Here is an 18,201-nt window from a genome sequence, read left to right on the forward strand (position 1 = left end):
TATGTTTACCATTATAGAGACATGATTCTAAAAGAAGGTGATGAGCAAATGACATTACTAACAATGTCGCATTTGAACAAGATTTATAACGGCAACAAAGCAGTAGATGATTTTAATTTGGAGATTGAAAAAGGTGAATTTATTTGTTTTATCGGGACATCTGGTTCAGGTAAAACCACCACAATGCGGATGATCAATCGGATGCTTCATCAAACTTCCGGAACGATTAAAATTAACGGCGAAAACATCGCTAAAATGGATCCAGTAAAGTTACGACGTAAAATCGGTTATGTGATCCAGAACGTGGGCTTGATGCCACACATGACGATTCGCGAAAATATTACTTTAGTACCCAAATTACTAAAGTGGTCTGAAGCGAAGCGTAACGAAAAAGCAGTAGAAATGATCAAATTAGCTGAATTACCAGAGGACTATTTGGATCGTTATCCAGCTGAATTATCTGGTGGTCAGCAACAGCGGATCGGGGTAGTTCGGGCATTAGCTGCGGATCAAGATATTATTTTAATGGATGAGCCCTTTGGTGCATTGGATCCGATCACGCGTGAATCGTTGCAGGATCTGGTCAAGGATCTACAGGAACGTTTAGGCAAAACGTTTATTTTTGTGACCCATGATATGGATGAGGCTTTAACGTTGGCAACACGGATCGTTATTATGTCGCACGGTAAGCAAATTCAGGTGGACACGCCAGATAATATTTTGCGTCATCCAGAAAATGAATTTGTTGAAAGTTTGATTGGTCAAGAACGCTTGATTCAAGCGCGACCAAGTATTACTACTGTTGGTCAGGTTGCGACCAAGGCGGTTTCGGCCCGTGAAACCCAGACTTTAAAAGAAGCGTTGGGCGAAATGCATACCAAGCGTGTTGATACATTGTTAGTAACTGATGATGACGGCGTTTTGCGCGGCTTTGTTGGCATTGAACAAATCAACCAATTTTACGGTACGGGTAAAGAAATCGGTGATATCATGGATCGGAATATCTTCTACGTTAAGGAAGATTCAGTTATTCGTGATACAGTTGAGCGGATTTTGAAACGCGGCTTTAAAAACGTCCCCGTTATTGATCACGATCATCATTTAGTTGGGATCGTTACTCGGGCGACTTTAGTTGATATGGTTTATGACGCGCTTTGGGGTGAATCAGACAAGCCGGATAATACCGAGGCAGGTGACAAAGCGTGATCGCATTTTTCCAAGAATTTGGCGGCCAGTTACTATTAAAAACTTGGCAGCATATTTATATCTCTGCAATTGCACTATTTTTAGGTGTGATCGTGGCGATTCCATTAGGTGTCTTATTAACTCGGTATAAAAAGGTTGCCGGTTTTACTATTGGCCTAGCCAGTGTGCTACAAACGGTGCCAGCAATGGCTTTGTTGGCGATGATGATCCCACTTTTTGGTATTGGGGCTTTGCCAGCGATCGTTGCGCTATTTATCTACTCATTATTGCCAATTTTACGTAATACTTATTTGGGGATGGAAAATGTCGATCCCACATTGCGCGATGCGGCTAAAGGGATGGGTATGAGCAATTTACAGTCGATCCTACAGGTTGAGTTACGGATGGCGGCACCGGTGATCATGGCGGGTGTTCGGTTGTCTGCCACTTATGTTATTGCCTGGACTGCATTAGCTTCCTATATTGGTGCCGGCGGTCTTGGGGATTTCATTTTCAATGGGTTAAATTTATACCGGCCTGACCTGATTTTAGGTGGTTCGATTCCGGTGATTATTTTAGCGTTGATCGTTGATTTTCTGCTGGGTCGATTGGAGTCGTTACTGACGCCGCGAACGAAACAGGAGGGGAGTCACTAATGCGTAAGCACAAACTATTTAAATTAACGCTACTCTTTCTGTCGCTAGTCACGGTACTATCCGGTTGCGGTTTTCCTGGCTTAAGTAGTAGCAGTAAGGATACCGTTAAAATTGCGGCACAAAATACGACAGAGCAGCAGATCATGGCTGCCGTCATTCAACAAATGATCGAACACTATTCTGACTTGAATACTGCTGTTATTAGTAATTTAGGATCGGGTACAGTTAGTTTTCAAGCACAAAAGCGTGGCGATGCTGACCTAACTGCGATTCGTTATAATGGGACGGACATGCAGACGATCCTTAATGAATCAGGCGAAACTGATCCGGCCAAGGTCGATCAAATTGTGCGTAAAGAATTTAAAGATAAATACCATATGACTTATTTTCCGAGCTACGGCTTTGCGGATACGTACCAATTCATGGTGACGCAAAAGTTTGCTAAGGAACATAATTTAAATACCGTCAGTGATCTAAAAGAAGTTGCACCCAGCATGAAAGTGGGTATTGATCAGATTTGGATGAATCGTAAAGGGGACGGCTATGATGATTTCCAAAAGCAGTATGGCTTTAGCTTTGGCCGAGTTTACCCCATGCAGATCGGTCTAGTTTATAACGCTTTAGCTAGCGGTAAAATGGACGCGGTCCTTGGTTATTCAACTGATGGTCGTATCGGCAGCTACAATTTAAAACTGTTGAAGGATGACCTGCATTATTTTCCACCTTATGAAGCCAGTGTGGTCGTCAACGATTCAGCGTTGAAGCGGCATCCGCAGCTTAAGGGGATTTTACGCCGTTTAGATGGCAAATTTCCATTGAAGACGATGCAAAAGCTAAACTATCAAGTTGATAACAACTTACAAGAACCAGCTGTCGTCGCACGGAATTTCCTTAAGCAGCATAACTATTTTGAAAGGAGCGATGATTAATGCAGAGCATGAATGTGTTAGAACAATTAGCTTATTATTTTGCGCATAATGGCATGTATGTGCTGGAGCAGTTTAGTCGTCACTTTTTGATTTCAATTTATGGTGTGCTGCTAGCGGCAATTGTTGGCATTCCGATCGGCATTCTGATTGCTCGTTATCGTAAACTCAGCGGATGGGTGATCGGTATCGCTAATGTGATCCAAACGATTCCGTCATTAGCAATGTTATCGATTATTATGTTGGGCTTAGGTCTCGGCGTAAACACGGTCATCGTCACTGTCTTCTTTTACGCATTATTACCGATCATTAAGAACACCTATACAGGAATGGTCAACGTGAACCGCGATGTGTTAGATGCAGGTAAAGGAATGGGCATGACGCGAATCCAGGTGTTACGGCTGATCGAAATACCTTTATCATTGTCTGTCATCATGGCCGGCTTACGTAATGCGCTAGTTTTGGCGATCGGGATTACGGCAATTGGTTCATTTGTCGGTGCTGGCGGCCTCGGTGATATCATCATCCGCGGGACCAACGCAACAAATGGTGGCGCAATTATTTTAGCGGGTGCGTTACCAACGGCGTTGATGGCAATCATTGCTGACTTAGTGCTTGGTTTCTTCGAGAAACGTTTTGATCCAAGTACACGCAAAGCAAAGCAAGCGTAAGTTAGTTTTTATTTGCTAAAATAGGTAATGCTCACCGAGTGTAATCGCTTGCAAAAATGATCATTTCTTGATATATTTAAATCAAGGAAGACGAAGAGACTAATATGGGATGACGAGTCAGTCATTACCGGTGAGACGCCAGTGTGAGCTTGCGGAAGAAAGCAGCAGCACTGTGCTAAGTTAGTCAAGCAAATAGGATAACGAATCGTATCGTGCTACTGGAAAGTAGTGTAACGGCGCTGATTGCGAAATCAGGTTATCACGAAAGCGTTGGTGATCGTGTCGGATCACTGAAAATTGGTCTCGGAAGTTGTCTTCCGCTAGTATCGATCCGCAGGCTGCAATTAGGCCTGCGGTTTTTTTATGCTTATTTTTTATAAGGGGTGCGGTGATATGCACAAGAATGACCAAAACGAATGGACGGGTAATGGCACGCAAGAATATTCAGCATATTTTGGGACCATGACCCATGATGATCATATTCTATTTGAATTATTGACGGTCGGTGTGTTTCAGGTTGGTTTGAGCTGGCAGGCAGCCGCCAGTAAATTACCAGTTTATCGACGTGATTTTGCTGGAATGGTAATTGACCAAGTGGCTGGTTTTAGCGCGGCCGATATTGAACGCATTACTGCGGATCCAGTAATGATCCGTAATCCACGTAAAATTGCGGCAACAATTACAAATGCGCAAGCAATTATCGCGATTCAACATGAGTTCGGCAGCTTTGCTAATTATTTATGGCAGTTTGTAGACAATGTGCCGCTGCTAATAACGTATATTGATCGGCACGAGGTGGCTAACCAGTCACCGTTAACCAGTAAAGTTGCGCAAGATATGAAACAGCGCGGTTTTAAATTTGTGGGTCCAGTAGTAACGCATATGTTTATGAAGGCAGCTGGGCTGATTCAGGATGAGATTCTCGATCAGTAACAGGAAAAGGTTAAGGGAAAACAGCTAATAAATATTAGCTGTTTTTATTATGCTTATTTTAACGGCGATGTTAGTAAATCTATCATATAGTGATAATTGAGGCAATTAAAAGAGAAAATGATTAAAAATAAATTTGATAATTTTAATCATTTTAATTATAATCTAATTTATGGTAATTAATTTATTTAGCAAAGGGAGGTTGTCGATGTTACCCTATGATTTAATTCCAGCTAGTGATCAAGCGTTGAATGTCACTTTTCCAAATAGAATTGATCCTAAAATCAATCTAATTATTAGTCATTTGGCGACTGATTTAAAACAGCATGAAGCTATTGTTGCTTTATTACCGGCTTTTCGAACGTTAACTATTTTTTACCAACCTTTAGTTATAAGTTTGGAACAGCTAAAGCTTTTGGTTGATAAAACGATTAAAAATTTAGATTTTCAACAAACTGAGCAGGTAAAGGTCGTACACATTCCGGTCTGCTATACGTCTGAGTTTGGGCCAGATTTAGAGCGTGTCGCATTGCATGCACAGCTAAGCGTTACCGATTTGATTCAGCGGCATAGCCGACCAAACTATTTAATCTATATGTTAGGTTTTCTACCAGGGTTTGCTTACCTAGGCGGATTGGATGCGCAATTAGCAATGCCGCGCCTAGCTTCACCCCGAGCGACAATTCCCGCTGGTTCAGTTGGGATTGCAGGTGAGCAGACAGGTATGTATCCAGTGGTCTCTCCCGGTGGGTGGCAGCTAATTGGTCGAACACCGCTTAAATTATTCGATGTGCACCGGGCACAGCCATTGTTTTATCAGGCCGGTGATTATATTCATTTTGATGTAATTGATCAAACCGAGTTTGCACGAATCGCTGCTGCACCGGAGACTTATCAAATTCAGATTACGCAAGAGTAGGTGAAAAGAAAATGTCAGTAACAATTCTAGCCGGTGGTTTATTGACCACTGTTCAGGATGCAGGTCGTGTGACCCAGCAAGCGAGTGGTTTTGGTGTCGCCGGCGTGATGGATCCTTGGGCTTTTCGTTTAGCTAACTTATTAGTCGATAATTCACCTCAGGCCGCTGTTTTGGAAATGACCAGTGTGGGACCTGATTTACAATTTAATCAGGATTGTGTTGTTGCTATAACCGGTGCTACTGGTCAAGCGACCTTGAATGGGCAACCATTCCCTTTTTATCAGGCACAATTAGTTTTGCGGGGACAACGATTAGCAATCCAACGATTGACCAATGGCGTGCGTAGCTATTTAGCTGTTGCTGGTGGTTTTATGGTACCTAAAGTGATGGGGAGCCGCTCAACTAGCACCCGATATCAGCTAGGTGGCTTTCATGGTCGACCATTGCAAAGTGGCGATGTTTTACCGTTAAAGTCCAGTACTGCCTACGTTTCGGATTATGGGAACCGTCATTTGCCAATACCAACTTATGCGGCGGCGCAAATTACAGTAAACGTAACGCCGGGACCGCAGTTTGATCAATTTGGTCAGGCTGTGCAACAAGCTTTTACACAAGCGACGTTTACCGTTAGTAATGCTGCTGACCGCATGGGTTATCGGTTGACCGGCGCAAAATTAAAGGTGGCACAAACCGGTAATTTATTGTCGGAAGGTACTTTTTTTGGCGGTATCCAGGTACCACAAAATGGTGATCCAATTATTTTATTAGCTGATCGACAGACGACCGGCGGGTACCCAGTGATCGCCGTCATTGCCAGCGTTGACTTACCTTTGATTGCGCAATTACAACCAGGGATGACGATCAAATTTAAATTAATTTCGATTGCGGCAGCACAACAATTGATTGAAGCTCAACGAAATAAATTGACACTTTTAAAGCAGCAAGTCGGCCAAGCAAGCGAGCAAGATTTAAGCCCGCGCTTGGCCGCTACCCGGGTCGCGCGTTTATTTAACGGATCAAGTAGGTAGCGAAATGAAGGGGAGGATCGCAATGGATTTATCTGAAATAAAGGCGTTGATGGATCATATGGCCGCCAGCAACTTAACGACTTTTGTTTATCGTGACGGGCAAACAACTTTAAAATTAGCTAAAACAGCCGCTAGCCCAGCAAATCAGCCAGCCCAGCAGGTCACGCCGACGCCAACGACAAATGCAAAAAAAATATTGAAAGCTCCTTTAGTCGGCGTCTTCTACGCAGCGGCCGCGCCAGATGAACCGCCATTTGTGAAGGCCGGCGATACAGTTGTGCTTGGTCAAACGATCGGCGTTATTGAAGCGATGAAAATGATGCATGAGGTGAAAGCTGACCAAGCTGGCAAAATTAGTCAGGTGTTAGTCGGCAACGAGCAGCGGGTCGGCTTTGATGATCCGTTATTTGAACTAGCTTAGTCGAAAAATAACTATCTTGTGAAGTGGAAGTGAGCCCTTGAAAAAAGTATTGATTGCTAATCGTGGTGAAATTGCGGTGCGCATCATTCGTGCTTGTCATGAACTTAATATCGCGACGGTGGCGATTTATTCGGCGGCAGATAAGCTGGCGCTACATGTGCAGTTAGCAGATGAATCGATTTGCGTTGGTCCTGCTGATCCGCAAAAAAGTTATCTGAATATTGACAATATTGTGGCGGCAGCCGTAGCACTTGGCGCTGATGCAGTTCATCCGGGCTATGGTTTCTTATCGGAAAATGCAGAATTTGCGCGACGTTGTGAAGCGCAAGGACTGACTTTTATAGGTCCATCAGCTAAAGTGATCGCACAAATGGGTGATAAAGCTGCGGCCCGTGAAATTATGCAAGCTGCCGGTGTGCCAGTTATCCCAGGTAGTCCACAGGGATTTACTGACCAAAAAATTGGGGCCCGTTTAGCTGCTGATATTGGTTATCCGGTGATGTTGAAAGCAGCAGCTGGCGGCGGCGGTAAAGGAATGCGAGTTATTACGGCGGCAAAGCAGTTTAACCATGAGTTTCAGTTAGCACAAAGTGAAGCGGAGAAATCTTTTGCTAATGGTGAAATGTATTTAGAAAAATTTATTGCACGGCCACGCCATATTGAAATACAGATCATGGGCGACACGCACGGTCAGGTGTTAACTTTCGGTGAGCGCGACTGTTCTTTACAACAAAATCATCAAAAAATGATTGAAGAAGCGCCTAGTGATGTTGTAGATCCAGCCACACGTAAACAAATGTTGGCGACTTCGATCATGGCAGCCAAAGCCATTCATTATGTTGGCGCCGGGACGATTGAATTTTTGTACTCAGGTCCTGATCAGTTTTACTTTATGGAAATGAATACGCGGGTTCAGGTCGAACATCCGATCACTGAGCTGATCACTGGGCAAGATATTGTCGCGCTTCAATTACAGATTGCCGCGGGTCAAGCACTACCGACCACGACGCCATCAATCCAGGGGCATGCGCTGGAATGTCGGATCAACGCGCGAACGCCGGGGCTGATCACGGGGTTACATTTGCCTGGTGGTAACGGAATAAGGATCGATACGGCACTATATCAAGGCTACACTGTACCGTCAGATTATGATGCAATGATCGCTAAAATAATTGTTTATGCAGTTGATCGACCAACAGCAATCGCCAAAATGCGCGCCGCGATCGGTGAAACTGTGATCAATGGAATTCAAACTAATTTAGATTTTTTGGCTGAATTACTGATGGCGCCAGACTATCTTGCTGATGACATCAATATTACCTTTATCGATGATTTTGTAGCCGCACAATCAAGGTTACAAGCAACGGATCAATTGTAGAAAGAAGACGATAAGATGGTGAAAATTGATTTGAACTGTGATCTTGGCGAAAGCTTTGGTCGCTATACACTAGGTTTGGACGCCGAAGTTTTACCATACGTGACGTCGGCTAATATTGCGTGCGGTTTTCATGCTGGTGATCCAACTGTGATGGCGGCTACAGTGGCTTTGGCCGAGCAAAATCAAGTTGCGTTAGGGGCACATCCTGGCTTGCCTGATCTAGTCGGCTTCGGTCGACGTAAAATGCAGATTACACCAGCGCAAGCGCAAGCAGACGTTCAGTACCAAGTTGGCGCGTTAGCTGCTTTTAGTAAAAATGGTAAATTGCATCACGTTAAACCGCACGGTGCACTTTATAATATGGCGGCACAAGATTATGAGTTGGCTCGCGGTATTTGCTTAGGCATCAAAGCAGTCGATCCGACGTTGATTTTGGTTGGTTTAGCGAATAGTCAATTGATCAAAGCAGCACAAGCTGTTGATCTGCCTTATGCGCAGGAAATATTTGCTGATCGTAATTATTTGGCCGATGGGTCGCTAGTGCCACGTTCGCAGCCCGATGCAATGGTGACTGATGAAACGACGGCTGTGCAACGAACGATTGAAATGATCCAGACGCAAAGCGTTACTGCCATCGATGGTCAACAAGTAGCGTTGACGCCAGATACAGTTTGCGTCCATGGCGATGGCGCCAAAGCAGTGGCGTTTGTTCAGAAGATCCACGCTGCCTTGCTGGCTGCAGGAATTGAAATTGCCGCACTATAAAACGGTTACCTAATTGTGAAGTAGAGGAGCGAATTGAATGAAAGAAAAGCAAATGAAAAAACAATCGCCATTAAATGTGGCGATGGGCGCAGCTTTCATGATGGCAATGGCCGCAGTTGGTCCAGGATTTTTGACCCAAACAGCGAATTTTACTGGTAAAATGGGTGCCAATTTTGGCTTTGCAATTTTAATTTGTATTGTCGTGGATGTGATCGTGCAATTGAATATCTGGCGGATCATCGTTGTTTCTGGTAAGCGAGCTCAGGTGCTGGCTAACGAAGTATTGCCAGGCCTTGGTTACTTATTGACAGTTTTGATCGTGATCGGCGGGTTTTTCTTTAATATTGGTAATATCGGTGGTGCTGGGCTGGGCTTAAATGTACTTTTCGGTATTTCTCCTGAAAATGGTGCATTGATCGCAGCAACAGTAGCGATTATTATTTTCTTGGTTAAAGACGCGATGCGGGTGGTCGATCGTTCAGTTCAATTTTTAGCAATTATCAAGGTGGCAATTTTAATTTACATCTTGGCCGTGACGACAGTGCCATATCAGGCAGCAGTCACGCACGCCTTTATGCCAACTCATGTTGATTTTTACGCCATTGTCACGATCGTTGGTGGGACAGTCGGTGGGTACATTTCATTTTCTGGTGGTCATCGTCTGCTCGAAGGTGGGGTACAAGGGAAAGACAAAATAAAATATGTCAATGCAGGAGCGCTAACCGGGATCGGTGTGGCATCAACCATTCGAGTGATGCTATTTCTAGCTGGCTTAGCAGTGGTCTTAGCAGGGCATACGTTAGACCCAACCAATCCCGCTGCTTCTATTTTCAAAGTTGCGGCTGGCCAGTTTGGCTATAAGTTTTTCGGTCTGTTATTGTTGGCCGCCGGGATGACATCAACGTTAGGTTCGACCTTTACTTCAATTTCATTTTTGGACTACACTGATAATCAAGGTGCCAAAAAGAAATATTTACGATTGCGTTCATGGTTGATCGTTGCTTTTATTGTTTGTTCAACGGTAATTTTTTATTTTGTGGGTAATCCGGCCAAAATTTTAGTTTTAGTCGGTGCACTAAATGGCTTGATTTTACCGATCGCGCTGGCTATTTTATTGATCGCGGCTACTAAAAAGAAAATTATGGGCAGTTATCGCCATCCACGCTGGCTACTATATACCGGTTGGTTCGTGGTTGTATTTATGGCGTATGCGGGTGTGCGCGCGATCTTAACAATACAATTTTAACTGTAGATCACATTTACTACTTACTTAGTAGCAGATGTGATTTTTTTATTTATCATGAATTTTAAGTGTGAATTTAATTAGAAAATAAAATAACTTAAAAACTATAATCGCTGTTATAAAGGTGATAATTACGTTATTTTTGTGAATATTATGAGAAACAGCGTTGACTACCGGTTATATTTATGTTAATTTATTAAAAACAAATTAGAATTCTAATTTATACATAATAGGAGATGGAGATAGATGAAAGGTAAGAAATTTTTCGCCATGCTGGGCGCCGTCGCAGCAACTGGCTTATTGTTGGCTGGATGTAGTGGTAATAGTAGTGCTACAGGCGGTGGCAACAAACAATCAGGCAATACAATTAAAATTGGTGGTAACTTCGAACTTTCTGGGAGTGCTGCGGCATACGGGCAGGCGATGCAACGGGGGACTGAACTAGCCGTTAAGCAAATTAATAAAGACGGTGGCGTTAAAGTTAACGGCAAGAAAATGAAGCTGGAATTAGTTCAAAAAGATAATAAGAGCGATAACGCACAAGTTGCGTCAGTTGCCTCTAACTTAACTACACAAAGCAAAGTTGTCGCAACCGTTGGCCCCATCACTTCTGGCGCTGATTTAGCAGCTTTACCTAATCAAACCAAGGCAAAGGTACCGTTCATTACACCAGGTGGGACTCAGGATTCCTTAACCGTACAAAAGAACGGTAAGGTTCAACCTTATATTTTCCGTTCTTGCTTTGAAGATAGCTATCAAGGTAAAGCGTTGGCCAAATACGTTTATAACAATATGAAGTTGAAGAAAGTGGCAATTTTAGCTGATAAATCAACTGATTATGGTCAAGGCTTAACTAAAGCGTTCAAGAAGGAATACAAAGGCCAAGTTGTTGAAACGCAATATTATCAGGCTGGCGATAAAGACTTCCAAGCGTTGTTAACTAAGCTAAAGGGTAAAGATTTTGATGCGATCTTCGTTCCTGGTTATTATTCCGAAGCAGGATTGATCGTCAAACAAGCACGGCAAATGGGGATCACAGCACCGATCTTAGGCGCTGATGGTTTCGCTGATCCGAAATTAGTTAAAATTGCCGGCAAAGAAAATGCCAGCAACATTTACTACACCACCCATTTTGATGCTAAAGCAACGACCAATGCTAAAGCCAAAGCTTACATGGCGCTTTACCAAAAGACTTACCATGAACAAGCTGGTACATTTGATGCTTTAGCTTACGATGCCACTTACATGATCAAGCAAGCTATTGAAGATCAGAAATCAGCAGATTCGACGAAGATCGCCACTGGTTTAGCTAACTTGAAAGACTTCAATGGTGTCACAGGTACGATCACAATGGATAAGAAACACAACCCGCAAAAGCAAGTCATTATCGCTAAAGTAAATAATGGTGAAGAAGTCAGTGCCACTGCGGTTAAATAGTCAATATTATTGATCGAATTTTTAGCTAAGGTCACGCTAACATTTTAATCGAAGTGCTCAAGGATCGCTGAAATCTATTGCTGAAAGGCAAGATTTACAGCGATCCTTCCACTTTACCGGATATTTAGTAATTTAATTACTATTAAACTAACCGTAAGTTCATATTATTTCGGAATAACTTTAAGGAGGGAATTGCCTGTGCAGACAGTCTTACAACAATTGGTGAACGGCTTATCATTGGGTAGTATCTACGCGTTACTAGCGTTAGGCTACACCATGGTTTACGGGATCATCAAACTGATCAACTTCGCTCATGGCGATATTTATATGTTAGGCGCATTCTGGGGCTATTATGTCATCAATCAATGGCATTTTAGTTTCTGGCCAGCGTTATTGTCGGCAATGGTTTTTTGCGCCTTAGCGGGTGTGGTCATCGAATACTTGGCTTACCGTCCATTGCGTAATTCACCGCGGATCGCTGCGTTGATCACCGCGATCGGGGTTTCGTTCTTATTGGAAAATGGGATGTCCTACTTGTTCAGTTCCAATGTACGTAATTTCCCGCAAGCGATGGCGGTTAAAAGCTACAACTTTCTTGGCGTCAAAATTTCCAACATTCAGATCTTGATTTTAGTCGTTTCAATTGTTTTGATGATTTTATTACAATTGATCATTCGCCGCACTAAAATGGGTAAAGCAATGCGGGCAGTCAGTGTTGATCCTGACGCCGCGCAACTGATCGGAATCAATATTGATCGGACGATCTCCTTTACCTTTGCTTTAGGCTCCGCTTTAGCGGGTGCCGCAGGTGTATTGATTGGGTTATATTATAATTCGATCGATCCATTGATGGGCATGACGCCTGGGATCAAAGCCTTCGTTGCTGCTGTTTTAGGCGGGATCGGCTTGATTCCTGGTGCCGCATTAGGTGGCTTCGTGATTGGGCTTTTGGAAACCGCCACGCAAGCGCTGGGCTTCTCCGCCTTTAAAGATGCAGTGGTCTATGTTGTTTTGATCATCATCTTATTAGTTCGTCCGGCTGGGATCCTCGGTAAAAACATCAAAGAGAAAGTGTAGGTGGCAGCGATGAAAAAGAATTTAAAATACAATGCCATTTGGCTAGCCATTGCAATTCTTGGCTATGTCTTGATCTACGCTTTGGAAATGGTCGGCGTGATCGATCAATTTGGTGAAACGACTTTGGTTTTGATCGGGATCAATATTATTTTGGCTACTAGTTTAAACTTAGTGATCGGCTTTGCCGGCCAATTTTCGTTAGGCCATGCTGGGTTTATGGCTTTAGGGGCGTATAGTTCGGCCCTAGTCACATCAGTGATCCCTACAGTAGGTGGTTTCTTGATCGGCTTATTGGTGGGTATTCTGGTTGCCGGTTTAGTAGCCTTAATTGTTGGGATTCCAACGTTGCGGTTAAATGGTGATTATTTAGCGATTGCGACCATGGGGGCAGCTGAAATTATTCGGATCATTTTGAATAACTTGAAGGTCACTAACGGCCCTGCTGGTTTGTATAATATTCCAATGTTAGCTAATTGGGGGACCGTGTATATCTTGGTGGTGATCACAACTTTGATCATCGTCAACTTCGTCCATAGTCGTAACGGGCGTGCAGTTATGTCAGTGCGTGAAGATGAAATTGCCGCTGAATCGATCGGCATCAACACGACTAAATATAAAATTATTGCCTTCGTTTTAGGCGCAGCGATTGCCAGCATTGGTGGTGCTTTACACGCTAACTATATTCAAACGATCAATCCTAGTGATTTCGGGATCATGGAATCGATCAATATTTTGATCATCGTTGTGCTTGGTGGCATCGGTAGTATTACCGGTACTTTTGTGGCTGCCTTTGTTTTAGGCCTGCTGGATATGGTTTTACAAAATTTCGGCACACTGCGGATGGTATTGTATTCATTGGCATTGATTTTGATCATGGTATTCAAGCCATCAGGACTGTTAGGAACGTGGGAGTTCTCCGTTCGGCGCTTGTTTAATCATAAAAAAGCGAAGGGAGATGCATAGGATGACTTTACTGGACGTTAAAGCGTTGACCAAGAATTTCGGTGGCTTAACTGCGGTCTCTAATGTGACTATGCATCTTGATAATAATGAACTAGTCGCATTAATTGGGCCGAACGGTGCCGGCAAAACCACCTTGTTTAACTTATTAACTGGTGTGATCATCCCGTCAGAAGGCACCGTTAGTTTGCAGACTGAGCATGGCCTACAAGTTTTGAATAAGCAAAAGCCGTATAAGATTGCAGCTGCGGGGATGGCACGTACATTCCAAAATATCCGCTTGTTTAAAGACTTAACCGTTGAAGAAAATGTACTGATCGCCATGACTGATAAAAACAAGGAAGGTTTCGTCGAAAGTATTTTCCGGTTGCCAAGTTTTTATCGTAAAGAAGCAGCGCTACATCAGCAGGTCGTTGAACTGTTAAGTATTTTTAAAATGGAAAACCAGTTGGAGACATTGGCGCGTAATTTACCATATGGGGCGCAACGGCGGTTGGAAATTGTCCGTGCTTTGGCAACCAAACCGCAGATCCTCTTTTTAGATGAGCCAGCCGCTGGGATGAACCCTGAAGAAACGGCGGATCTGACTCGTTTGATTCAACAAATTCAATCTGAGTTCCATATTACCGTTTTATTGATCGAGCACGATATGTCGTTGGTGATGAACTTGGCCGAGCGGATCTATGTGTTGGAATACGGTAAGTTGATTGCGGAAGGGACACCAAAAGAAATTCAAAGTAATCAGCGCGTGATCAACGCTTATCTAGGAGGTGGCGACTAATGGCATTATTGAAAGTAACCGATCTTTCCGTTAATTACGGGGTGATCCAAGCGGTTAAAAAAGTTAATTTTGAAGTTAATACTGGTGAGATCGTGACGCTGATTGGTGCGAATGGTGCTGGTAAAACCACTATTTTGAAGACGATCTCTGGCTTGCTACATCCATCTGCTGGTACAATTACCTATGAAGATCAGGAAATTCAAAAACAGAAATCACAAAAAATTGTTGCTGCTGGTATTTCTCAAGTCCCAGAAGGTCGGCATATTTTCCCAGGGTTAACGGTAGTTGAAAATTTACAAATGGGCGCTTTCTTGCGTAAAGATCGTGATGGCGTTAAAGCAGATTATGAAATGGTGTTTGAGCGTTTTCCTGTTTTAAAGGAGCGTCGTAACCAAGATGCCGCTACGTTATCTGGTGGCGAACAGCAAATGCTAGCCATGGGGCGGGCGTTGATGGCTAAGCCAAAATTGATTTTGCTGGACGAACCGTCAATGGGCTTAGCACCGATTTTTATCCAAGAAATTTTTGATATCATTCAGGTGATCCAGCAGCAGGGAACGACAGTGTTGTTGATCGAGCAAAATGCTGCCAAAGCCTTGGCAATTGCGGATCGGGGTTATGTTTTGCAGACTGGTAATATTTTATTGAGTGGTACCGGTAAAGAATTATTGGCTAATGATGATGTTCAAAAAGCTTATTTAGGGGGTTAGAGAATATGAGCGTAGCAGATTATATGACGAAAAAGTTGATCACGGTACGACCAGAAACGCGGATCAACGATGCAGTCGATCTCATGAAAAATAACGATATTCACCGCTTACCAGTATTAAACAATGGCCAATTAGTCGGCTTAGTCACTGAAGGCATCATCCAAGCAGCTTTGCCATCAAAAGCTACTAGCTTATCGGTTTACGAAGTAAATTATTTATTGAATAAAACCACGGTAGCTGATGTGATGGAAAAAGACGTCCGTACGATCCCTGCAGAGGCGGTACTAGAAGATGCGATTTATCAAATGCGCCATTATAAAATCGGTGTGTTACCAGTTTTAGCTGATGGCCAGTTGGTCGGTATTATTACGAATAATGATATTTTTGATGCTTTCTTAGATATTGCTGGTTATGATCAGGGCGGGACCACGGTGACAATCAAGGTGACCCAAAACGTTGCCGGGTTTCTCGCCAAAGTCAGCGACGCCTTAGCCGAGCATGATTACAACATTTTAACGTTGATGGTGACTGATCGAGCGGATGTTCGACTAATCGAGTTACACGTCGATACCACTGATGCTAGCGGCGTAAAAGCGGCGCTGACCGGTGCCGGATTTGAACTGATTTAAGTAACTCAAGCCAGTGCGCAATTTGTGCACTGGCTTTTTCTTGTCTATAATGAGTAAAAAAGATAATAAGGGTGAAGATGATGGTAGCAAAAAAATATTACGCAATCGCTAGCGGCCGTAAAATCGGTGCTTTTTATACAACATGGGCGGAAGCTAAAAAGCTAGTTGAGGGTTTTCCCGGTGCACGCTATAAAGGCTTCACTGATGAAGCGGCAGCGCAAGCATGGCTTAAAGCTGGTGCTGCCACAACTAAATCAACTAAAAAAAAGGTAACAGCAAAAAAAGATGACACACCTTTGCCTGCAGATGCACTACAAATCTATACAGATGGTGGGTCGCGTAATACAGGTAATGTTCAAGGTGGCCACGTTAAAAGCGGTGACAGGGCAGCTTGGGCGTATTTGATCGAATATCACGGCCAACAAGTCAGCGACTCTGCCGGTGAATTTGGCGCGACTAATAACAAAATGGAAATCACTGCCTTAGTAGAAGCTTTGCGCAAAGTAAAAGCGACTTGGGGAACTGATTTACCGATCATTGTGATCGCGGATTCACGGTACGTGCTTAATGCGATCACTAAAAATTGGTTGGCCGGTTGGCAACGGCGCGGCTGGCAGCGTAGTGGCAATCAGCCATTGGCCAACAAAGAGCTGTGGCAGCAGTTGGCGCAACTTTTACGCGACTTTAAAAAGATCGATTATCGTTGGACTAAAGGGCACGCCACCAACGCAGGCAATGTATTCGTTGATGCAGCGCTGAATCGAACCATGGATCAGCTCACGCCAAACCAGTTGCATCCCGTGGCAGCACAGACAAGTGAAAAAATAACGCCACCAATTAAGACGGATAAAAAAATGGCTAAACCAGCGATCACGGCCGAATCGACTGAAAAGCATCAACGCGCATCGGCAGAATCAATGACCGCGATTCGGGCGCAACTACGCGAGATGGGTTACTTACAAAATCAGGAGCATGGTGAATAAATGCGCATTTCAAATTTTTTTTACTTTGTGATCTTCCTATTTGTCGGTTATACGATGTTGCGTTACAGTAATTGGTTTTGGCTTGGTGCGACGCTTCTTTTAATGTTACTGAGTGTTGGCTTAGGCCATTATTTGCGCAAACGCTGATTCAAGTCTGCCGCGTTAAATTAATTAAAAGACTTGAGCTGGCTTTGAGTCTGTAACTCAATTGTGGTAGGCTTTAATGAGTATTTCTGAAAGTGAGACGGTATTTTCATGCAACAAAGTGAACGAAAAAAACGCCATTGGCTGCGCTGGAGCCTATTAACGGTGCTAGCAATGATTTTAATTATTGGTAGCGGCTTTATTTATCACATTTACCAGGTTACTGAAACCAGCTTTAATAAAATGTCCGCGCCAACTGGTCAGGAAACTTCCGCGGCGATCAAAAAAGGTCGGCCGTTTTCAATATTGATCCTAGGCGTTGATACTGGTGCTGATGGGCGAATCGATAAAGGTAACTCGGATACTTTGATCGTAGCGACAGTTAATCCGCAGACGTATAAAACAGTTTTGCATAGTATTCCGCGGGACACCTTAACCGAAATGATCGGCGATAAAAAACGCAATATGCAGAAATTAAATGCTGCCTATAATCTAGGTGGTGCTAAAATGGCTAAAGCATCAGTCAGCAAGCTGCTAGGGATACCCATCGATTACTATTTAACGATGAATATGGGTGGCTTGGAAACTATGGTGGATGCCGTTGGTGGCGTCACTGTCAGCAGTGAGCTGACCTTTAGTTTTAACAATGTGACGATCAAAAAAGGAACGCAACATCTAAATGGTAAGCAAGCACTAAGTTATGCGCGGATGCGGTACGATGATCCTAAAGGCGATTACGGGCGGCAAATGCGGCAGCAGGCAGTGATTCGAGCTGTTACGAAGAAGTTGGCGTCGACTGATGGTATATCCCGGTATCAGAAATTATTAAAAGCGTTGGAACCGAATGTGCGCACAGATATTGTTTTCAAAGATTTAGTCCGTGGTGGTTTAAATTATCGCCAGAACGCCAGTCATATTGCTTCACAGCACTTACAAGGCGCGGATGCTTGGATCAATGGTAGTTCTTACCAAATTGCGACAACGGCTGCATTGTCTAAAACATCAACGGCCTTGCGTCGTGAATTAGATCTACCGCAAAAGCAAGTTGATAATGAAGAAACACGGCTTAACGCGCTCAATCCAACTTTTGATGGTAAAAATAGCCAATTGTACAATACTTTCGGCTTAGATACGGTTTACTACACAGAGAATACGTACTAAAAAAGGAACAAAAGCCACTTATCATGGTTTTCGTTCCTTTTTATTTTTCGCCGAGTTTACAATTGAAGTGCAACACCCAATGAACTAGACCAACTATAGACAAAAAGGCCATGAAGACCTATTCTTATAATCGCCAAGAAAATAAGAGAGTAGGTGCCTTCATGACCCAATCCCAGAGTACCATGTCTAGCCATTAT

General features: G+C 43.4%; 20 protein-coding genes. All 20 read left to right on the plus strand.

The window, feature by feature from the left end:
- The first annotated feature begins 48 nt into the window (after positions 1-48).
- The 20 genes from EKM76_RS04250 (at position 49) to EKM76_RS04340 (ending at position 18,004) form a co-directional block, all read left to right on the plus strand.
- The gene (locus EKM76_RS04250) at positions 49-1,206 is read left to right on the plus strand and encodes a betaine/proline/choline family ABC transporter ATP-binding protein (protein ID WP_125549456.1); all 1,158 of its coding nucleotides are present in this window, start codon (positions 49-51) and stop codon (positions 1,204-1,206) included.
- Positions 1,203-1,841 (plus strand): ABC transporter permease, encoded by a 639-nt coding sequence (locus tag EKM76_RS04255; protein ID WP_125549457.1) that lies wholly within the window; start codon positions 1,203-1,205, stop codon positions 1,839-1,841. The genes EKM76_RS04250 and EKM76_RS04255 overlap by 4 nt, the downstream gene beginning before the upstream one ends.
- Positions 1,841-2,770 carry an osmoprotectant ABC transporter substrate-binding protein gene (locus EKM76_RS04260; protein ID WP_125549458.1) on the plus strand — a complete coding sequence of 310 codons (930 nt, stop codon included), beginning with the start codon at positions 1,841-1,843 and terminating at the stop codon, positions 2,768-2,770. Before EKM76_RS04255 ends, EKM76_RS04260 begins: the two co-directional genes overlap by 1 nt.
- On the plus strand, positions 2,770-3,438 hold the full coding sequence (locus EKM76_RS04265; protein WP_125549459.1) for an ABC transporter permease: 669 nt from the start codon (positions 2,770-2,772) through the stop codon (positions 3,436-3,438). The genes EKM76_RS04260 and EKM76_RS04265 overlap by 1 nt, the downstream gene beginning before the upstream one ends.
- A 393-nt stretch (positions 3,439-3,831) precedes the next feature.
- Entirely contained in the window at positions 3,832-4,371 is a 540-nt protein-coding gene (locus EKM76_RS04270; RefSeq protein ID WP_125549460.1) for a DNA-3-methyladenine glycosylase I, read from the plus strand.
- A 205-nt stretch (positions 4,372-4,576) separates the two neighbouring features.
- The gene (gene pxpB / locus EKM76_RS04275) at positions 4,577-5,287 is read left to right on the plus strand and encodes a 5-oxoprolinase subunit PxpB (protein WP_125549461.1); all 711 of its coding nucleotides are present in this window, start codon (positions 4,577-4,579) and stop codon (positions 5,285-5,287) included.
- Positions 5,288-5,298: 11 nt separating this feature from the next.
- Entirely contained in the window at positions 5,299-6,315 is a 1,017-nt protein-coding gene (locus EKM76_RS04280; protein WP_125549462.1) for a 5-oxoprolinase subunit C family protein, read from the plus strand.
- A 22-nt stretch (positions 6,316-6,337) separates the two neighbouring features.
- Positions 6,338-6,736, plus strand: a complete 399-nt coding sequence (locus EKM76_RS04285) for an acetyl-CoA carboxylase biotin carboxyl carrier protein (protein WP_164507582.1) — start codon at positions 6,338-6,340, stop codon at positions 6,734-6,736.
- A 37-nt stretch (positions 6,737-6,773) separates the two neighbouring features.
- Positions 6,774-8,114, plus strand: coding sequence for an acetyl-CoA carboxylase biotin carboxylase subunit (locus EKM76_RS04290; protein ID WP_125549464.1), 1,341 nt, complete (start codon positions 6,774-6,776; stop codon positions 8,112-8,114).
- Between the two features lie 15 nt (positions 8,115-8,129).
- On the plus strand, positions 8,130-8,879 hold the full coding sequence (locus EKM76_RS04295; RefSeq protein WP_164507583.1) for a LamB/YcsF family protein: 750 nt from the start codon (positions 8,130-8,132) through the stop codon (positions 8,877-8,879).
- Positions 8,880-8,916: 37 nt separating this feature from the next.
- Positions 8,917-10,125 (plus strand): NRAMP family divalent metal transporter, encoded by a 1,209-nt coding sequence (locus EKM76_RS04300; RefSeq protein ID WP_125549465.1) that lies wholly within the window; start codon positions 8,917-8,919, stop codon positions 10,123-10,125.
- A gap of 243 nt (positions 10,126-10,368) precedes the next feature.
- The gene (locus tag EKM76_RS04305) at positions 10,369-11,559 is read left to right on the plus strand and encodes an ABC transporter substrate-binding protein (RefSeq protein ID WP_125549466.1); all 1,191 of its coding nucleotides are present in this window, start codon (positions 10,369-10,371) and stop codon (positions 11,557-11,559) included.
- A 198-nt stretch (positions 11,560-11,757) separates the two neighbouring features.
- Entirely contained in the window at positions 11,758-12,636 is an 879-nt protein-coding gene (locus EKM76_RS04310; protein ID WP_125549467.1) for a branched-chain amino acid ABC transporter permease, read from the plus strand.
- Between the two features lie 9 nt (positions 12,637-12,645).
- Positions 12,646-13,599: a branched-chain amino acid ABC transporter permease gene (locus tag EKM76_RS04315; protein WP_164507584.1), complete on the plus strand. Its 954-nt coding sequence runs from the start codon at positions 12,646-12,648 to the stop codon at positions 13,597-13,599.
- A gap of 1 nt (position 13,600) precedes the next feature.
- Positions 13,601-14,377, plus strand: a complete 777-nt coding sequence (locus tag EKM76_RS04320) for an ABC transporter ATP-binding protein (protein ID WP_125549469.1) — start codon at positions 13,601-13,603, stop codon at positions 14,375-14,377.
- Positions 14,377-15,087, plus strand: coding sequence for an ABC transporter ATP-binding protein (locus EKM76_RS04325; RefSeq protein ID WP_125549470.1), 711 nt, complete (start codon positions 14,377-14,379; stop codon positions 15,085-15,087). Before EKM76_RS04320 ends, EKM76_RS04325 begins: the two co-directional genes overlap by 1 nt.
- A gap of 5 nt (positions 15,088-15,092) precedes the next feature.
- Positions 15,093-15,716: a CBS and ACT domain-containing protein gene (locus tag EKM76_RS04330; protein ID WP_125549471.1), complete on the plus strand. Its 624-nt coding sequence runs from the start codon at positions 15,093-15,095 to the stop codon at positions 15,714-15,716.
- 80 nt (positions 15,717-15,796) lie between these two features.
- Positions 15,797-16,699, plus strand: a complete 903-nt coding sequence (locus EKM76_RS04335) for a ribonuclease H family protein (RefSeq protein WP_125549472.1) — start codon at positions 15,797-15,799, stop codon at positions 16,697-16,699.
- Positions 16,700-16,846 (plus strand): hypothetical protein, encoded by a 147-nt coding sequence (locus tag EKM76_RS13415; RefSeq protein ID WP_164507585.1) that lies wholly within the window; start codon positions 16,700-16,702, stop codon positions 16,844-16,846.
- A gap of 108 nt (positions 16,847-16,954) precedes the next feature.
- Positions 16,955-18,004 (plus strand): LCP family glycopolymer transferase, encoded by a 1,050-nt coding sequence (locus EKM76_RS04340; RefSeq protein ID WP_125549473.1) that lies wholly within the window; start codon positions 16,955-16,957, stop codon positions 18,002-18,004.
- Positions 18,005-18,201: the final 197 nt, after the last annotated feature.

It is taken from the genome of Loigolactobacillus zhaoyuanensis (assembly GCF_003946385.1).
Classification (GTDB): Bacteria; Bacillota; Bacilli; order Lactobacillales; family Lactobacillaceae; genus Loigolactobacillus; species Loigolactobacillus zhaoyuanensis.